General features: G+C 37.7%; 15 protein-coding genes and 1 pseudogene. 10 read left to right on the top strand and 6 right to left on the bottom strand.

Going from position 1 to position 15,655, the window contains the following annotated elements; all coding sequences use genetic code 11:
- Nucleotides 1–122 precede the first annotated feature (122 nt).
- A complete protein-coding gene (serC, locus tag KNQ97_RS04970; protein ID WP_253611939.1) occupies nucleotides 123–1,202 on the top strand; it encodes a 3-phosphoserine/phosphohydroxythreonine transaminase in 1,080 nt (359 codons plus the stop codon).
- Between the two features lie 57 nt (nucleotides 1,203–1,259).
- Here serC and KNQ97_RS04965 read toward each other — a convergent pair whose 3' ends face one another.
- Together KNQ97_RS04965 and KNQ97_RS04960 are read right to left on the bottom strand one after the other, a co-directional pair.
- Nucleotides 1,260–1,406, bottom strand: coding sequence for a hypothetical protein (locus KNQ97_RS04965; RefSeq protein WP_000691794.1), 147 nt, complete (start codon nucleotides 1,404–1,406; stop codon nucleotides 1,260–1,262).
- Between the two features lie 33 nt (nucleotides 1,407–1,439).
- Nucleotides 1,440–2,381 carry a hypothetical protein gene (locus tag KNQ97_RS04960; RefSeq protein WP_000795874.1) on the bottom strand — a complete coding sequence of 314 codons (942 nt, stop codon included), beginning with the start codon at nucleotides 2,379–2,381 and terminating at the stop codon, nucleotides 1,440–1,442.
- A gap of 256 nt (nucleotides 2,382–2,637) precedes the next feature.
- Here KNQ97_RS04960 and KNQ97_RS04955 point away from each other — a divergent pair, with 256 nt between their 5' ends.
- Together KNQ97_RS04955 and KNQ97_RS04950 are read left to right on the top strand one after the other, a co-directional pair.
- Nucleotides 2,638–3,123, top strand: coding sequence for a YaiI/YqxD family protein (locus KNQ97_RS04955; protein ID WP_001985538.1), 486 nt, complete (start codon nucleotides 2,638–2,640; stop codon nucleotides 3,121–3,123).
- A gap of 10 nt (nucleotides 3,124–3,133) precedes the next feature.
- On the top strand, nucleotides 3,134–4,042 hold the full coding sequence (locus KNQ97_RS04950; protein ID WP_001140078.1) for a DMT family transporter: 909 nt from the start codon (nucleotides 3,134–3,136) through the stop codon (nucleotides 4,040–4,042).
- Between the two features lie 29 nt (nucleotides 4,043–4,071).
- Here the strand turns inward: KNQ97_RS04950 and KNQ97_RS19215 are convergent.
- A pseudogene (locus KNQ97_RS19215) lies at nucleotides 4,072–4,270 on the bottom strand (hypothetical protein); the annotation flags it as partial.
- Nucleotides 4,271–4,289: 19 nt separating this feature from the next.
- Here KNQ97_RS19215 and KNQ97_RS04945 point away from each other — a divergent pair.
- The 3 genes from KNQ97_RS04945 to KNQ97_RS04935 all read left to right on the top strand — a co-directional run bounded on the left by KNQ97_RS04945 (nucleotide 4,290) and on the right by KNQ97_RS04935 (nucleotide 8,722).
- Nucleotides 4,290–5,525: a lipoprotein-releasing ABC transporter permease subunit gene (locus KNQ97_RS04945; protein WP_001984636.1), complete on the top strand. Its 1,236-nt coding sequence runs from the start codon at nucleotides 4,290–4,292 to the stop codon at nucleotides 5,523–5,525.
- Nucleotides 5,518–6,204: a lipoprotein-releasing ABC transporter ATP-binding protein LolD gene (lolD, locus tag KNQ97_RS04940; RefSeq protein ID WP_000049406.1), complete on the top strand. Its 687-nt coding sequence runs from the start codon at nucleotides 5,518–5,520 to the stop codon at nucleotides 6,202–6,204. The genes KNQ97_RS04945 and lolD overlap by 8 nt, the downstream gene beginning before the upstream one ends.
- An 85-nt stretch (nucleotides 6,205–6,289) precedes the next feature.
- Nucleotides 6,290–8,722, top strand: coding sequence for a DNA internalization-related competence protein ComEC/Rec2 (locus KNQ97_RS04935; RefSeq protein ID WP_253611938.1), 2,433 nt, complete (start codon nucleotides 6,290–6,292; stop codon nucleotides 8,720–8,722).
- Here KNQ97_RS04935 and KNQ97_RS04930 read toward each other — a convergent pair.
- Nucleotides 8,675–9,658, bottom strand: a complete 984-nt coding sequence (locus KNQ97_RS04930; protein ID WP_001984639.1) for a lysophospholipid acyltransferase family protein — start codon at nucleotides 9,656–9,658, stop codon at nucleotides 8,675–8,677. The two genes, KNQ97_RS04935 and KNQ97_RS04930, sit on opposite strands and share 48 nt — an antisense overlap.
- A 136-nt stretch (nucleotides 9,659–9,794) precedes the next feature.
- Between KNQ97_RS04930 and sppA the strand changes: the two genes are divergently transcribed.
- Together sppA and KNQ97_RS04920 are read left to right on the top strand one after the other, a co-directional pair.
- Entirely contained in the window at nucleotides 9,795–10,811 is a 1,017-nt protein-coding gene (gene sppA, locus KNQ97_RS04925; protein ID WP_253611937.1) for a signal peptide peptidase SppA, read from the top strand.
- Between the two features lie 18 nt (nucleotides 10,812–10,829).
- Complete coding sequence (locus KNQ97_RS04920; RefSeq protein ID WP_000114069.1) at nucleotides 10,830–11,639, top strand: alpha/beta fold hydrolase; 810 nt, start codon at nucleotides 10,830–10,832, stop codon at nucleotides 11,637–11,639.
- A 63-nt stretch (nucleotides 11,640–11,702) separates the two neighbouring features.
- Here the strand turns inward: KNQ97_RS04920 and purN are convergent, their stop codons facing one another.
- Complete coding sequence (gene purN / locus KNQ97_RS04915) at nucleotides 11,703–12,332, bottom strand: phosphoribosylglycinamide formyltransferase (protein ID WP_000975530.1); 630 nt, start codon at nucleotides 12,330–12,332, stop codon at nucleotides 11,703–11,705.
- Entirely contained in the window at nucleotides 12,329–13,399 is a 1,071-nt protein-coding gene (purM, locus tag KNQ97_RS04910) for a phosphoribosylformylglycinamidine cyclo-ligase (RefSeq protein WP_000071984.1), read from the bottom strand. Before purM ends, purN begins: the two co-directional genes overlap by 4 nt.
- Before the next feature lie 135 nt (nucleotides 13,400–13,534).
- Here purM and cxpE point away from each other — a divergent pair, with 135 nt between their 5' ends.
- On the top strand, nucleotides 13,535–14,728 hold the full coding sequence (cxpE, locus tag KNQ97_RS04905; protein WP_001153980.1) for a chloramphenicol efflux transporter CxpE: 1,194 nt from the start codon (nucleotides 13,535–13,537) through the stop codon (nucleotides 14,726–14,728).
- 20 nt (nucleotides 14,729–14,748) lie between these two features.
- Nucleotides 14,749–15,447, top strand: a complete 699-nt coding sequence (gene hda / locus KNQ97_RS04900) for a DnaA regulatory inactivator Hda (RefSeq protein ID WP_001249536.1) — start codon at nucleotides 14,749–14,751, stop codon at nucleotides 15,445–15,447.
- Nucleotides 15,448–15,655 lie beyond the last annotated feature (208 nt).

Raw genomic sequence — 15,655 nt, 5'->3', positions numbered from 1 at the left:
GAAAAAATAGGCATAAACACGCCCTAGCATTGAAATATTTACTAGAGAAGCTGCTGCAACCTTAAGCAATCTGTGGTTAAATGCCTTTTTTTATTGTGTTTCACTTTTACAAGGGAAAAATCATGCGCGCGTACAATTTCTGTGCTGGTCCTGCTGCATTACCTACTGCCGTTTTAGAAAAAGCTCAACAAGAATTGTTGGATTGGCAAGGTAAGGGCCTATCCATCATGGAAATGAGTCACCGTAGTGCTGACTATGTTGCTGTTGCGGAAAAAGCTGAAGCAGATTTGCGTAAGCTCATGAATATTCCTGAAAACTATAAAGTGCTATTTTTACAAGGTGGCGCGTCATTACAATTTTCAGCAATTCCTTTAAATCTGCTTGGAAAAAATAACAAAGCAGATTATATCCATACTGGCATTTGGTCTGAAAAAGCTTTAAAAGAAGCAAAACGTTATGGCGATATTAATGTTGTAGAAGCTAGTATTAAAGTAGACGGTAAGTTCGCAATTTCTGAGCAAAGCGAATGGAACTTGTCTGACGATGCAGCTTATGTCCATTATGCTGATAACGAAACAATTGGCGGTTTACAGTTTGCTGGCGTTCCTGATGTTAAAGCACCACTGGTATGTGACTTCTCATCAAGCATTTTATCTGCTCCACTTGATGTTTCGAAATTTGGTCTCATCTATGCAGGTGCGCAAAAAAATATTGGTCCTGCTGGTTTAACAATTATTATTATCCGTGATGACTTACTGGATCAAGCTAAAGCAGAAATTCCAAGCATTTTAAAATATGCTGATCAAGCCAAGAATGGCTCTATGGTAAATACACCATCGACTTATGCTTGGTACTTGTCTGGTTTAGTATTTGAGTGGTTACTAGAGCAGGGTGGGGTAGATGCTATCCATAAAGTTAACCTTGAAAAAGCTCAGTTACTCTATGGCTATATCGATTCAAGCGACTTTTATAATAACCCGATTGCCATTCCAAATCGTTCAATTATGAATGTACCATTTACTTTGGCAGATGAAGCTTTAGAAAAGCAATTCTTGAAAGAAGCTGAAGCAAATCACTTATTGAACTTAGCAGGTCACCGCTCAGTAGGTGGTATGCGTGCAAGTATTTATAACGCTGTACCATTAGAAGGCGTTCAGGCACTTATCCGCTTTATGGATGATTTTGCTAAACGTAATGGTTAAGTCATAAAATGAATAAAGCCCTCAAAAAGAGGGCTTTATTTTTATATAAATAATCAATTAAAAAGGCATAAAACCAAATTGATGTATCATAATTGCGGCTAAGAACATACCTAAAACGAAAAAGCAAAACGCACCAGTATCGACCCTTATACGTGGGTTACTAGTTTGAATGAGGCTGGTGGTTTGTTCAGGTATAATCTTCATTCAATAGCCTAATTTTTAAAATATTAGTGAAATTCAATTAGTTTCACTATTTTTAGCATAAATATTCGCCTGAATCCAGATATTGCCACGAATATATTCGCCAATATTAAAGTTTTTGTACAAATCATTTTTTGTAGCAATGCGCACTAATATGGCAGGAAGGTTGTCTTCTAAAACTAAAGTGACATCATAAAGGGTATATTCTGCACCCATAAATGACATTGAAGTTTTACCGACAATATTACCTTGGAACCAAGCTTCATCTTCTTGACCAAGATTTTCTCCATATAAATATGCAACCATTTTAGAAAAATCAACCGTTACAGGTTCTTGATCTTCTTTAGTTTTTGGTTGCCATTCATTAATCAGTTCTTGTAGGTTTTCGGGTGCAATTCCATTATGTTCAGTTAAAATCGCATTTAATGCACGGTGATGTTTAATTGACGCTGGATCATCTACGACAATTGTTTCTCCCGCAGGCACTGATTCTAATTCATAGGCCCATGCATTAAATTGGACTTGATAAGTTTGGGTTTTGTCATATTGGCAACGATTAACGCTAAATAAATTATCAAATGCATAAATCGTTGTACTTTTATTTAATTTTAAACTTAATACTGCTTGAGTAGCAGAGTCACAAGTAATGATGCGCTCAATTTGGGCATTATATTGATAGGGACTATCAAAACTAGGGAAGGCAGTTTTTAAAGCACGAGGTTTTTGATTTTCAACTGCAATAATTTGATTAATGGTGACCTTCTGACCTTGTGGACCTTGAATGAGCCAAAAAGATTGATCCATTTCGTCTTCATTTTGGCATAAACCCATTGGCATTACAGGAGCATCAAGCGCTAGTCCAAGCCATTTTGGTACATCTGTCTCTGGATGGGAAGTCAGTAGATTCCAATGCTCTCCATGACTACCAAAATTTTGGTCGTTTACCGTAATAACTTCTGGACTGTTTTGATTTTTCATAGGTACGATTGATGTTGGGTTTATCTCACTTGATATATTAAATCGAGGGTAATTGCTATTTTTCAAGTCAACATATGTAAATTCTCTTGTAAAAGCACGTATTTAGTTATTAAAAAGTTCTCCACCTAGCAAAACATGTGCTGTTAAGAGTACATATAAATAATCATTAACGTATTGTTCAAATTAAATTTAGAAAACAAGTTTTATATTTAGCGCTATTCTCTAATGAAATGCATCTGTTAGACTTATATTTTTAGTGGAAATAGAGAATAACGTGCTGCCATTCAAGTTGTGGGTAGACGCAGATGCATTACCTAAAATTTTGCGTGAAGTCATTTTAAGAGCTTCGGATCGTTATCAATTAGAAGTGATTTTTGTAGCCAATCAAAATGTCGGTATTACCCCTTCAGTGCGTATTAAATCTCTGCAAGTTTTAAGTGGAGCCGATCAAGCCGATCAGGAAATTGTGAATCGTATGTCTGAAAATGACATTGTCATTACGCAAGATATTCCACTCGCAGCTCAAGTTATTGAGAAAGGTGGTATTGCGATTCACCCACGTGGTGAGGTGTATACCACAGCGAACGTAAAAGCACGTTTGCACTTACGTGATTTTATGGATACGCTGCGCGGCGCAGGAGTACAGACGGGTGGTCCACCACCTATTTCAGAACGTGATAAGCGCGAATTTTCTAGTGCACTCGACCAAACGATTTTAAAGCAAAAACGTAAAACTGCTTAGTGAGCCTCTTATGCCATCCCAAACCAACTTGGCTTCAACTTATGTCTTGCTTGTATTTATCTGGGCAACGACACCTTTAGCCATTGTATGGAGCGTATCTGACTTACATGTCATGTGGGCTTTACTGTTACGGTTTTATATAGCTTTGCCTCTGTCGGTTATTGTTTTACTTGTTCTAAAAACTTCTTTTCCAACTCATAAACAAGCTTTACATAGTTATTTTGCAGGGTCTTTTAGTTTAATCGGCTCGCAAATTTTTACCTATGCTGCGACCCAATATTTAAGTTCTGGCATGATTGCCTTGATGTTTGGTCTAGCGCCCATTATGGCTGGGTTGATTGGTCGTTTTGCTTTTGGTCAGCATCTTTTTAAATTGCAGTGGCTAGGTATGGCTGTTGCTGTTTGTGGACTAGCGATCATTTGTTTAAATGGTTCAAATCAACATGTGCATCCATTTGGCATTGTCTTAATGTTGGTCAGTGTTTTTGTTTATTCATTTTCTATATTTTGGGTAAAGAAAGTGAATGCCAAAATTCAGCCAATGGCTCAAGCGACCGGTTCGATCTTGGTTTCTTCAATTTTGGCAAGCTGCCTTATTCCATTTATTTGGCAATATGCACCGACTCATTTACCACAAGCTAAATCTTTATTTGCATTAATTTATACAGTTCTGATGGCTTCACTTGTGGCTATGTTCTGTTATTTCAAACTTGTTCAGAATATAAAACCAACCACTTTATCGTTAACAACAGTCATTACACCAATGCTAGCAATGATCATTGGAGCTGTTTTAAACCATGAACAATTGTCGATTATGGTTTTTGTGGGAGCTTTCATTATCTTATTTGGTCTATTTCTATATTTTTATAAAGACATTCAAGCAAATCGTAATTTTGCTCAACATATTAAGTCTAAATAGGAGAAGATGAGGGTAATTTGTTGAGCTTATTCATTAAATTGTTCTAATTCGTAGCTAAATGCATGATCAAATTGATCTCATATCTTAAGTAGTAGAAAATAGCGCAGCAATATAATATTAGGATTGTTAAGGATAGATCAGAACTTACTGATTTTTAAGCCTTAATACAGCATCTAACGATATGGCTAAATAAGAAGTGTGAATGAACACTTCTCTTTTTCCATCAATGACCTTGGATTTAGAAGGTATGTTTAAACCAATCTCACTGTATATAGGGTTGAGATATACTCGCGCTCGACGCAGTAATCATTTTATTTCTTTTATTGCATTGGTTTCGATGGTCGGTTTGACACTTGGTGTCGCTGTACTAATTACGGTACTTTCTGTAATGAACGGTTTCGACCGCGAATTAAAAAATCGTGTTTTGGGAATGGTACCGCAAGCGACAGTTTCATCGACGCAAATCCTTACGGATTGGCCTGAACTGGTTAAACGAGTTGAAAATCATCCCCACGTGACTGGAGTTGCACCTTTTACCCAATTGCAAGGTATGTTAACTGCTCAAGGGCAAGTGGCAGGTATTATGGTGACGGGTATTGACCCTAAATATGAAAAGAATGTCTCTATCATTCAAAATCATATTGTTGCCGGTAGCCTCGACTCACTTAAAAAAGGTGAATTCGGTATCGTACTTGGTAAAGACATGGCCGATTCGCTTGGCTTACGTCTAAACGATAGCGTGACATTGGTTTTACCTGAAGCGACTCCATCTCCAGCTGGTGTTGTACCTCGTTTTAAACGCTTTAAAGTGGTGGGTATTTTCAGTGTAGGTGCTGAAGTTGACTCGATGGTTGGATACATTGCTTTATATGATGCTTCAACTTTATTGCGTTTACCTGATGGCGCTCAAGGCGTTCGTCTAAAATTAGATGACATTTTTGCCGCTCCTCAAGTTGCCGATGACATTGTGAAGAATTTGCCAAGCAATTTCTACGCAACAAACTGGACCTATACACATGGCAACTTATTTAATGCCATCCAAATGGAAAAAACATTAGTCGGTTTATTGCTTGTACTAATTATTGTAGTTGCTGCATTTAACATTGTTTCGTCTTTAGTTATGGTCGTGACTGACAAAAAATCAGACATTGCAATTTTACGTACTTTAGGTGCATCGCCATCTATGATTACTAAAATCTTTATGGTGCAAGGTACGGTTATTGGTGTGATCGGTACAGTTGCGGGTACGGTTTTAGGGGTTATTCTGGCACTTACGATCAGCGATATTATTTCTTGGTTTAATAATGTTCTCGGACTTAATCTGTTCGATGCCTATTTTGTACATTACTTACCTTCTTACTTAAGATGGCAAGACGTGACAATTATTGTGATTGTTTCTTTACTCTTAAGTTTCTTGGCAACTATTTATCCGGCGCTTCGTGCAGCCAAAGTTCAACCTGCCGAGGCATTGCGTTATGAGTAAAGTCGTTTTAGAAGCAAAAGATATTTATAAACATTTTGATGACGGTAAATCTAAGGTTGAAGTCATTAAAGGTCTCTCTTTACAAGTGGAAGCAGGGCAGTTTGTATCTATTGTCGGAGCAAGTGGTTCAGGTAAAAGTACTTTGTTGCATGTACTTGGTGGCTTAGATCAGCCGACTAAAGGACAGGTATTTTTGAATGGTCAGCGCTTTGATAATTTAGGTGAAGCGGAACGTGGCTTTCAACGTAACCAATACTTAGGTTTTGTTTACCAGTTCCACCATTTATTACCTGAATTTACTGCTCTTGAAAATGTAGCGATGCCTTTAATGCTTCGAGCAGACAGTCAATATAAGTCGGTAAAGGCACAGGCTGAATATTTGCTAGATCGAGTGGGGCTATCTCATCGTATGGACCATAAACCAGGTGAACTTTCAGGTGGTGAGCGTCAGCGTGTTGCGCTTGCTCGTGCATTAGTGACTAAGCCTGCGGTAGTACTAGCTGATGAGCCTACGGGTAACCTAGATCGTAAAACAGCAGTAGGTATTTTCGAATTGCTCACCGATCTTAAGAAAGAACTGAACATGGCAATGTTAATTGTGACCCATGATGAGCAATTAGCTCAGGCAGCAGATTCAATCTTGCATATGGAAGATGGGCTGTGGGTAAATGGTTCTTAAAAAAAATGTCATTAAATCACATTGTTAAAGCCCACTGAGTTGGGCTTTAATTTTGCCACTAAAATGATAATGACTAGATTTTTAAATGTTTAAGATTATTCTATTGGGGTGGATTGGCGGTATTGCATTGATGGGAATAGATTTCCCTTTAATCATGCAATATGAAAAAGTGGGCGAGGCTCTACTATTACTTGCCTTTATTTTTTATCTTTATAAACGCCCCATGTTCGTTGATCGACCATTTTTAAAGGCAGTGTTTTGCTTATTATGTACAACAAGTCTTTTTATGGTTGGTTACTACTATGCTGAAAAAGCACTGATTGAACGATTAGAACAAAGAGAAACAGATACCCGAAATCTCGACATTATTGTTTATATAAACCGTTTAAGTGAAGAAAAAGATAATAAGGTTCAACAAACTGCACAAGTTCTAAATCTTTCTAAAGAACCGGTGAATTGGTTGCTATATTTAAAAAGTAATAATCAAAATTTATTAAAGAATAATCAGAATCTTGAATTAGGTCACTATTATCGAATATCTGGAAAAACAAGACCTGCACATAGTTATGCCACCCCAGGAGCTTTTGATCAGGAAAAGTGGTTTATTCAGCGAAATATTATGTCTGGTTTTAACGTGAGATATATTGAGCCTTTAAGCCTTGATGAAATCTATCGATTGGGCTATCAGCAACATTTAAAAGAACAACAGTCTTTTTCCAATAGTTTTCGTTTAAATATAGAAAAAATTCGCTTAACTTTTAGGCAAATATTAAACAGCTCATCTATACAGCAAAAGGGTTTAATTTTAGCTTTGCTGACAGGTGATGAAAGCCTTTTATCAGATGAAACTCAACTACAGTTCAAACAATTAGGAATTAGTCATTTATTGGCGATCTCAGGCCCACATGTGCTCATTTTTGCCATTATGTTATCTTGGGCATGTCATCAATTTATCAGTCGTTATTATCCTCAAATTTATTTATGGAAACCGAAACAGGTTTTGATGGCTGTACCATGCTGCCTTGGTGTTTTAATTTATACTGCATTTGTAGGTTTCGAAATTCCTGCACTACGAACATTATTATCAGCCCTTATATTTATTGGATTTCTATTATTAAAACAACCTATTAAACCTTTTACATTACTCGTATATAGTGCAAGTCTACTGTTGCTAATGGACCCGTTTAGTGTGCTTTCTGCAGGTTTTTGGCTGTCTTATGGGGCATGTTTTATTTTATTAAGAATTTACCAAACTATAGCGCAGCTACCTGAGCAACATTTTTTAAGTCTGAACTCAAAAATGATTTTTATGAGTAAGGTATTAATTGAATCTCAAGGCAAAATATTTATTGCATTGAGTCCCTTAACCTTACTTTTCTTTCAACAAATTTCTTGGGTTGCTCCATTAACCAATATTATTGCCGTGCCTATTGTTGGTAGTGTTATTGTCCCTTTAAACATCATAGCTGCTTGCGCATGGTTTGTAGTAAAACCATTTGGAAATATGCTTTTTCATTTCAATGATATGTTGCTCAGTATATTGCTGAGTTGTTTGGGCTTATTAGAAAAACTCTCTTTACCATTACAAGGTATAAGCTTGACGCCACTGTGTTTATTGGCGATTAGCTGTACCATTATTATTTTATTTTTACCTAAAGGAATTCTGCCCAAAACTTGGGGAATATTATGTTGTTTACCCTTAGTTATTATGAACAAAACGAGTCAGCAAATTCAGCTTAATATTTTAGATGTTGGACAGGGACAGGCTATTTTTCTACAACATTCCCAACAAAACTGGTTAATTGATACAGGCGGTTCTTACGATGAAAAAATATTTAGTATTGGACAAAATGTTGTAGTGCCTTTTCTACGTCAGCAAGGCGTAAGACAATTAGATCATGTTTTGCTATCCCATCTTGATCAAGACCATAGTGGCGCGTTTCCTCTTATTCAACAAGAGATTCCTGTAAAGCAGCTTATTTCGAATGAACAATTACCAAATGATTTAAAGCAACCATTACAATATTGCCATCAAGGGCAACAATGGCATTATCCTGAGTTAGATATTCAAATTTTATGGCCTAAAGAAAAAGATCTGGCTTTTGTTGCTTCTAACCAGAATCAATATTCTTGTGTTGTATATCTTCAATTTAAAAAAGTTGCTGGTTACCAAAATTTTCTTATTATGGGCGATGCAGGATGGGAAGCTGAATACGAGTTATTAAAAGATTATCCTAAATTGAAGATAGATGTGTTAGTGCTAGGGCATCATGGAAGTAAGCACAGTTCGGCTTATGATTTCTTAGCGACCTTAAAACCTAAACTGGCCATTGCATCGGCAGGGTTTGATAACCGTTATGGCCATCCTAGCCAACAAGTTATAGCACGTTTAAAAGCTCTACATATTCCGCTAAAAAGTACTGTGGAACAAGGGACCTTAAGTTTTGTGTTGGAAAATCACAAAATAGTTTTACATGACCGACGTTTGGATAGGCTCTGGTTGAGTAGAGGTTTTTAAAGCTTCTGCTTTGAGCCTATCTACAATTTTAAGTGCTTCTGTCGGATCGATATTATAGATATTGTCTAAAGCAGGGTTCGCTTTAAAACGTTTATAGCTCCAGTGATAGTGTTCTGGATATTGATAAATGAGTTGCTCAATCGCTTGATGGATGACATACGTTCCATCGTCCGCAGTACCCTCATAAATTTTCTCATCCATTGGCTCGATATGCATAGTAAACCCATCGTTTTCATTACGGATCGCATAAAGAAACAGAGCTTTTGCTTTAGTTTTCTGGATGAGTTTTGCGCTTAAATTACTTGAGGCAAGTGGAACACCAAAATAGTTCACCATATCTCCACCCACATTAGGGGTATGATCCGGCAAAATTACTGTCGTTTCACCTTGCTTTAATGCTTTAAAAATTTGTCTTACACCGCTTTCATCGGTAGGGACGAGATTCGCTTGTTCACGGCTACGGGCTTCTCGCACAAAACGGTCTGCATCAGCATTTTTAACGGGTTTATATAAAATGGTCATTGATGTGAATTGAGCACACCATGCATTCATGACTTCCCACGTACCAAAATGTGGAACAATAAGAACTACACCTTTTTTTGCAGCCAATGCTTCATGAAAAAAATGTTCACCTTCAATACGGTGAATGCGTGAGATATTTTTACTATTTGATGAGCCCCAAATACTTAAAAACTCAAAATATGAAGTTAATTCGTTTCTTACAGCTTTTTCTGTAATCGCTATACGCTGCTGAGGTGTTAAATACGGAAGCGCAATTCTTAAGTTAAGCTCAATACTTTTTGATGTTCTAGTAATTTTTAGAGTATTTACAAGTCCTGCTAACAGACGAGCAAGAAAACGCCCAAATTGAATGGGTTGGCGGCTAAATGTTTTGAGTAATTGATAGTTCATGCTTTTTGAATCTGGTCTAGTCATCTATAGCAGTAAGTAAGGAAGAAACAACAAGTAAAAAAAGACAAAAATATTATAAATGAAATCATATTATTTAGACAGTTTTTATCAAATCAACGTATATAATGACATCATTTCGATTGATTTGGATTGGAATTTTATGTCCGATTGGCCACCAAAACCACAAAATGAACCTATAACCCCTAAACAGAACGGACCGGAATGGCAAATCCTTGAGAAAGCTGTACTGGCTTCTGTAGAAGAACAACGCCGTAGTCGTCGCTGGGGTATATTTTTTAAAACACTTACTTTTATTTATCTATTGTTCATTATCGTCTTAATGGGCAAAGGCTGTTCGACCACTAAAGATGGCTCTACAGCAAGTAGTAGCAGTGCTCACCTTGCAGTAGTTGATATTATTGGAACTATTGATGCTTCAAGCAATCAGGCTGTGAATAGTGAAGATACAAACAAAGCGCTTAAACGTGCTTTTGAGGCATCGAATAGTAAAGCAATTGCCCTTAATATTAATTCTCCTGGTGGTTCACCTGTTCAGTCAGATGAAATCTGGCAGGAAATTCGCTATTTGAAAAAAGAGCATCCTGACAAGAAAGTCTATGCGGTAATTGGCGATATGGGTGCTTCGGGTGCTTATTATATTGCTTCTGCTGCCGATGAAATTATTGTGAATCCATCAAGTTTGGTAGGTTCAATTGGTGTCATTATGCCAAACTATGGCATTACTGGTTTAGCTCAAAAACTAGGAATTGAAGACCGAACTCTTACAGCGGGGACGAATAAAGACATTTTAAGTATGACAAAACCGATTAATCCTGTACAAAGACAACATATCCAATCTGTACTCGATAATGTTCATACTCACTTTATTAACGCAGTTAAAGAAGGACGTGGGAAACGCTTAAAAACTAATGATCCTGCTATTTTCTCTGGTCTTTTCTGGACTGGCGAGCAAGCAATTCAGTTAGGCGTAGCTGACCGTTCAGGTAACATTACAAGCTTGATGCGTGAACTGAAGCTTGATAATAAAGTTGACTACACGATTGAACGTAACCCATTACAATCCATTCTAGGGCGAATGGGATCAGAAATGGGGAATGGTTTAAGTGAGTCGGTTGCTGAACGCTTACAAACAAGTCAGGACGCAAAACTACAATAATTTAAGCAGGATAACGGTATGTCAGTAAAACCGGTTATACACTTTGCGCATGCCAACGGCGTGCCATCTATGGTGTATCAAAAATTGTTTGATCAATTAAAAGATGAGTATGACGTAATTTATGTTCCACTCATTGGACCTGACAAACGTTATCCGATTACCAATCATTGGCCTTTTTTAGTTGATCAGGTAATTGATAGTATTGTACGTCAAGCGAAGGGGCGAAAAGTGATTGGACTGGGCCATTCACTCGGTTCAGTTTTAACTTTAATGGCTTCTTTTAGACGGCCTGAGTTGTTCTCACAAGTGATCATGTTAGATCCGCCTCTTATTTTAGGTAGATATTCTTTTGCTTTTCATATGGCAAAATTATTTAAACCCAAAATAGTTGATGATATGACACCAGCAGGTTTATCTGCGCGTCGTCGCGAGCATTGGGAATCACGTGAGCAAGCAGCTGCATTGTTACGCCTAAAAGGTTTTTATAAAGACTTTGATGAAGATTGCTTTCAAGCATACATTGACTATGCTTTAAAAGAAGACTCGGTACGTGGTGGTGTAACGTTAACTATTTCCCGTGAAGATGAAGTTGCGATTTTCCGTAAAAACCCTTCTTGGTGGTGGTTACCTATGCCAAAACCGAAAATGCCAGTACATTTAGTTGTAGGAAAAGAGAGCGCCTTTTTAAAAAGAGGTTTTCCTCAAATGGCAAAACGTAAAATGGGGATTCCATTTAGTGTTGTTGAAGGAGGGCATATGTTCCCTCTAGAGCATCCGATTGATACAGTGAATTATATTAAGGAACTTATTCACCGTAATTCACGCTAATAAAGCTTTCGCAAAAAAAGGACATGCATGCATGTCCTTTTTTAATTGACGTTAAGCAAACTTTTACCAAGATGCAAAACGAATAGGGTGTTCAAGAATTTGATTGCGGAAATAGGCTTGTCCATTTTTCCATGTGAGCTGGCCATTGCATAACCACTCTGCAACTTGAGGATAAATAAAATGCTCAAGTTTATGTACACGTTCGGCCAAGGATGCAACATTGTCATGTTCTTTTACTTCAATGGCAGATTGAGCAATTGCTTGACCAGCATCAAGTTCAGAAGTCACAAAGTGAACGGTACAGCCATGTAATCGATCCCCCGTATTTAATACACGTTGATGTGTATTAACGCCTTTATAGGCAGGTAATAATGAAGGATGGATATTAAGCATTTTACCTTGCCATTTATCGACAAAGTCAGCAGTTAAAATACGCATAAAGCCAGCTAAAATAACCACGTCAGCTTGCCATGCGATAAGTTGCTGATGCATAGCTTCATCAAAATCTTCACGACTAGGAAAGTCTTTGTGAGAGATTACGGCTGTCGCGATATTGGCATTTTGAGCACGCTCTAGGGCATAAGCATCGGCTTTATTAGACAGTACACCTACAATTTGCCCTGATAGATTTGCATCTATCAAGGCTTGTAAGTTGCTGCCGTTCCCAGAGACTAGAACAGCAATTTTCATCATTCAAAGATCACACGAATTTTTTCGTCTGCACCTTCCACTGATTCAGCATTTTCTTGGATATGTCCGATTTTCCAAGCTTTTTCACCTTGAGCATTAAGCACTTCAATTGCTTTTTCTGCATCATTTGCATCAACAGCAATGACCATACCTACACCACAGTTAAAGGTACGGTACATTTCAAAACGTTCTACATTGCCTTCGCGTTGTAAAAGTTTGAATAATTCTGGCCATTCCCAAGAAGCTTCATTAATTACAGCTTGAGCACCATTTGGTAATACACGTGGTAAGTTACCTGGTAAGCCGCCACCAGTGATGTGTGCCATCGCGTGTACATCAACTTGTTTGCAAAGCTCTAGAACTGGTTTTACATAAATACGTGTTGGCTCCATTGCTACATCTGCAAGAGGGCGACCATCAATTACTTGAGTTAAGTCTACATTCTTAACATCTAAGATTTTACGTAGTAATGAATAACCATTTGAGTGAGCACCGCTTGATGCAACACCAATAAGTACATCACCAGATTTTACTTTAGAGCCATCAATAATTTTGCTTTGCTCAACTACACCTACGGCAAAACCAGCAAGATCGTAATCTTCGCCTTCATACATGCCAGGCATTTCAGCTGTTTCACCACCTACAAGTGCGCAACCTGCAAGTTCACAACCTTTACCGATACCAGTAACTACGTTTGCAGCTACATCGACATTTAAGTGACCAGTCGCATAATAGTCGAGGAAGAATAGTGGTTCTGCACCACAAACCAAAAGATCGTTTACACACATAGCGACAAGATCTTGGCCGATTGTGTCATGACGATTAAGGTTAAGTGCTAAACGTAATTTAGTACCTACACCGTCAGTTCCAGAAACCAAAACAGGTTCTTCGTAACCTTTAGGAATTTTGCATAGTGCACCAAAGCCACCAAGTCCGCCCATTACTTCTGGACGAGTTGTACGTTTAGCGACTGACTTGATACGATCGACCAGTGCGTCGCCCGCTTCAATGTCAACACCCGCATCTTTGTAGCTTAAACCGGTATTTGGGGTAGAAGTTGAGTTGCTCATAAATGAAGTCTCCGCATTGGCGGCAGATTATAACCTGAATATACGAAACTCTTATGTTATTTATGCTCGAAAATGCTATCTTTAATAAAAATATTTTTCCATTTATAACGATTAAATCAAAAAAGGCTAGATTTTATGCAAGATCGTATACTGCGCCGTATTTTCTTACTCGCAGGTATTGTATTGCTGGTATGGGTATTATACTTGCTCAAGCCTGTGGTCATTCCATTTATTGGTGCTTTTTTCCTGGCTTATTTATTTAGTCCACTAGTCGAAGTTCTAGTAAAAATTAAGATACCTCGCTGGTTGGCAATTAGTATTGTTTTTATTGGTATAGGTGTAACTTTAACCGTTGCATTATGGTATCTGGTTCCACTGATCTGGAAACAACTTGTTTACGCTCGAGACAGTATTCCAGCGGGGATCCACTGGATTAATGCAGAGCTATTACCGTGGATTTCTTCGACATTCCATGTCCAGCAAATGGAAATTGATACCGATCAAATGTCCAAAGCTGTGATGGATTATGTTCAAACCAATTACAGTGCTGATAGTATTCAAGCAGTTTTATTAAAGCTTGCACAATCAGGACTTAATTTTATTCAAATTGGTGGAACAGTTGTTTTAATCCCAATTATTGCTTTTTACTTCTTATTAGACTGGGACCGTATGTTACAAAACTTACGTCGTCTCATTCCACGGCCATATGAGGCTACGACCTTACAAATCGTCCGTGAATGCCATAGCGTGTTAGGAGCATTTGTTAAAGGTCAGTTCCTTGTTATGCTTTTGCTCGGCGTAGTTTATGCTGTAGGCTTACAATTAATTGGACTAGAGGTCGGCCTAATTATTGGTATGGTGGCAGGTCTTGCCAGTATTATTCCTTATTTAGGATTTGCAGTCGGGATTATTGCAGCGGTTATTGCAAGTTTGTTCCAATTTGGAATGGACTGGACACACTTATTACTTGTTGGCGTAGTCTTTATGATTGGGCAGGCAGTAGAGGGCTATATTCTGCAGCCATTCCTACTCGGTGATAAAATTGGTCTTTCGCCTGTTGCAGTTGTATTTGCTGTTTTAGCTGGGGCTCAATTGGCTGGCTTTTTAGGAATGTTAATTGCATTACCTGTGGCGGCTGTCATTGTGGTGCTCTTAAAACACCTTAGAGAAAATTATGAACGGAGTTCATTCTATGCTCCATCTTCTACATTATTAATCCAAGAGGGTAATATTGAGCAACTTCATGTAGAAACTGAAAATACTAAACTTGATCTTGAAGTTAAAAAACAGCAAGATACAGATACCCCGAATCTTTCAGATCAGAAATAATTTCAAGGCCAATTCATTATATGCGTCAACTCCAGCTGGATATAGAACCTCAACTTGATGCCCGAATCAGTGATTTTTCGGGACCAGGTTGGGGGCATGTAGTGGATGCAGTGCGACAACTACATGCGGGTCTAGTAAATAGATTTTATATCTATGGTGGGGCAGGAACAGGCAAGAGTCATTTGCTTTCAGCGATTTGTGATTCTTATTTAGAGGTCGGTAAATCTGCAATTAAAGTTTCTTTGCTTGAACTTCTCGATGCTCCAATTGAGGCAATTACTTGCTTAGAGCACTATGATCTGGTGGCTTTAGATGATATTGAGTCAATTAGTGGGGTGCCTCACTGGCAAAAAGCTGTTTTTCATTTAATGAATAACCATGAAGGACAACTTGTTTTCTCTTCACGTGTTGCACCGATTGAATTAAAACTAGAGTTACCAGATTTACAATCGCGACTTACACAAGCAGTGAGTGTAAAAGTGCCGAGCGGAAGTTTATATGCTGATCGCTATGCTTTAGTCACTTCTGTAATGGCTAGACGTGGGATCCATTTTGATCAGCAGATTGTAGACTATTTACTTTTACATGGGCCTCATCAAGCTTCTGTTCTATTGCAAACCGTAGCACAATTAGAAAAACTCCTTAAAGGTGAGAAGACTAAACTTTCAAATGCAACGTTAAGACAAATCTATGCTTTAATTGATGAATATCAACAATAATAATTTTCTAGCTTCTGGACTTTTAATTTATTAGCCTAAGTAGACTTTCCTTACTATAAAAATCATGAGCTACTTATTCTTTTAACCTTGAAAAATACTTTTAAATTTTTATAAGTAAAATTTTCATATATCAATAGATCTTTAATTGTACAAATATTTAGAAAGTTCCCTATCGAAAATGACGCTATAGACCGATCAAAACATCTTG

It is taken from the genome of Acinetobacter sp. UC24323, assembly GCF_024151445.1.
Lineage (GTDB): Bacteria > Pseudomonadota > Gammaproteobacteria > Pseudomonadales > Moraxellaceae > Acinetobacter > Acinetobacter baumannii.
The sequence above is the reverse complement of the archived record's forward strand: the minus strand, read 5'-3'. Positions and strand labels throughout refer to the sequence as shown.

Bases quoted from the DNA above. Each gene is read 5' to 3' on its own strand.
- KNQ97_RS04935 (WP_253611938.1), top strand. From the start codon at position 6,290: ATGTTTAAGATTATTCTATTGGGGTGGATTGGCGGTATTGCATTGATG.
- KNQ97_RS04965 (WP_000691794.1), bottom strand. From the start codon at position 1,406: ATGAAGATTATACCTGAACAAACCACCAGCCTCATTCAAACTAGTAAC.
- KNQ97_RS04945 (WP_001984636.1), top strand. From the start codon at position 4,290: ATGTTTAAACCAATCTCACTGTATATAGGGTTGAGATATACTCGCGCT.
- KNQ97_RS04950 (WP_001140078.1), top strand. From the start codon at position 3,134: ATGCCATCCCAAACCAACTTGGCTTCAACTTATGTCTTGCTTGTATTT.
- KNQ97_RS04920 (WP_000114069.1), top strand. From the start codon at position 10,830: ATGTCAGTAAAACCGGTTATACACTTTGCGCATGCCAACGGCGTGCCA.
- hda (WP_001249536.1), top strand. From the start codon at position 14,749: ATGCGTCAACTCCAGCTGGATATAGAACCTCAACTTGATGCCCGAATC.
- serC (WP_253611939.1), top strand. From the start codon at position 123: ATGCGCGCGTACAATTTCTGTGCTGGTCCTGCTGCATTACCTACTGCC.
- purN (WP_000975530.1), bottom strand. From the start codon at position 12,332: ATGATGAAAATTGCTGTTCTAGTCTCTGGGAACGGCAGCAACTTACAA.
- purM (WP_000071984.1), bottom strand. From the start codon at position 13,399: ATGAGCAACTCAACTTCTACCCCAAATACCGGTTTAAGCTACAAAGAT.
- sppA (WP_253611937.1), top strand. From the start codon at position 9,795: ATGTCCGATTGGCCACCAAAACCACAAAATGAACCTATAACCCCTAAA.
- cxpE (WP_001153980.1), top strand. From the start codon at position 13,535: ATGCAAGATCGTATACTGCGCCGTATTTTCTTACTCGCAGGTATTGTA.
- KNQ97_RS04930 (WP_001984639.1), bottom strand. From the start codon at position 9,658: ATGACTAGACCAGATTCAAAAAGCATGAACTATCAATTACTCAAAACA.
- lolD (WP_000049406.1), top strand. From the start codon at position 5,518: ATGAGTAAAGTCGTTTTAGAAGCAAAAGATATTTATAAACATTTTGAT.
- KNQ97_RS04960 (WP_000795874.1), bottom strand. From the start codon at position 2,381: ATGAAAAATCAAAACAGTCCAGAAGTTATTACGGTAAACGACCAAAAT.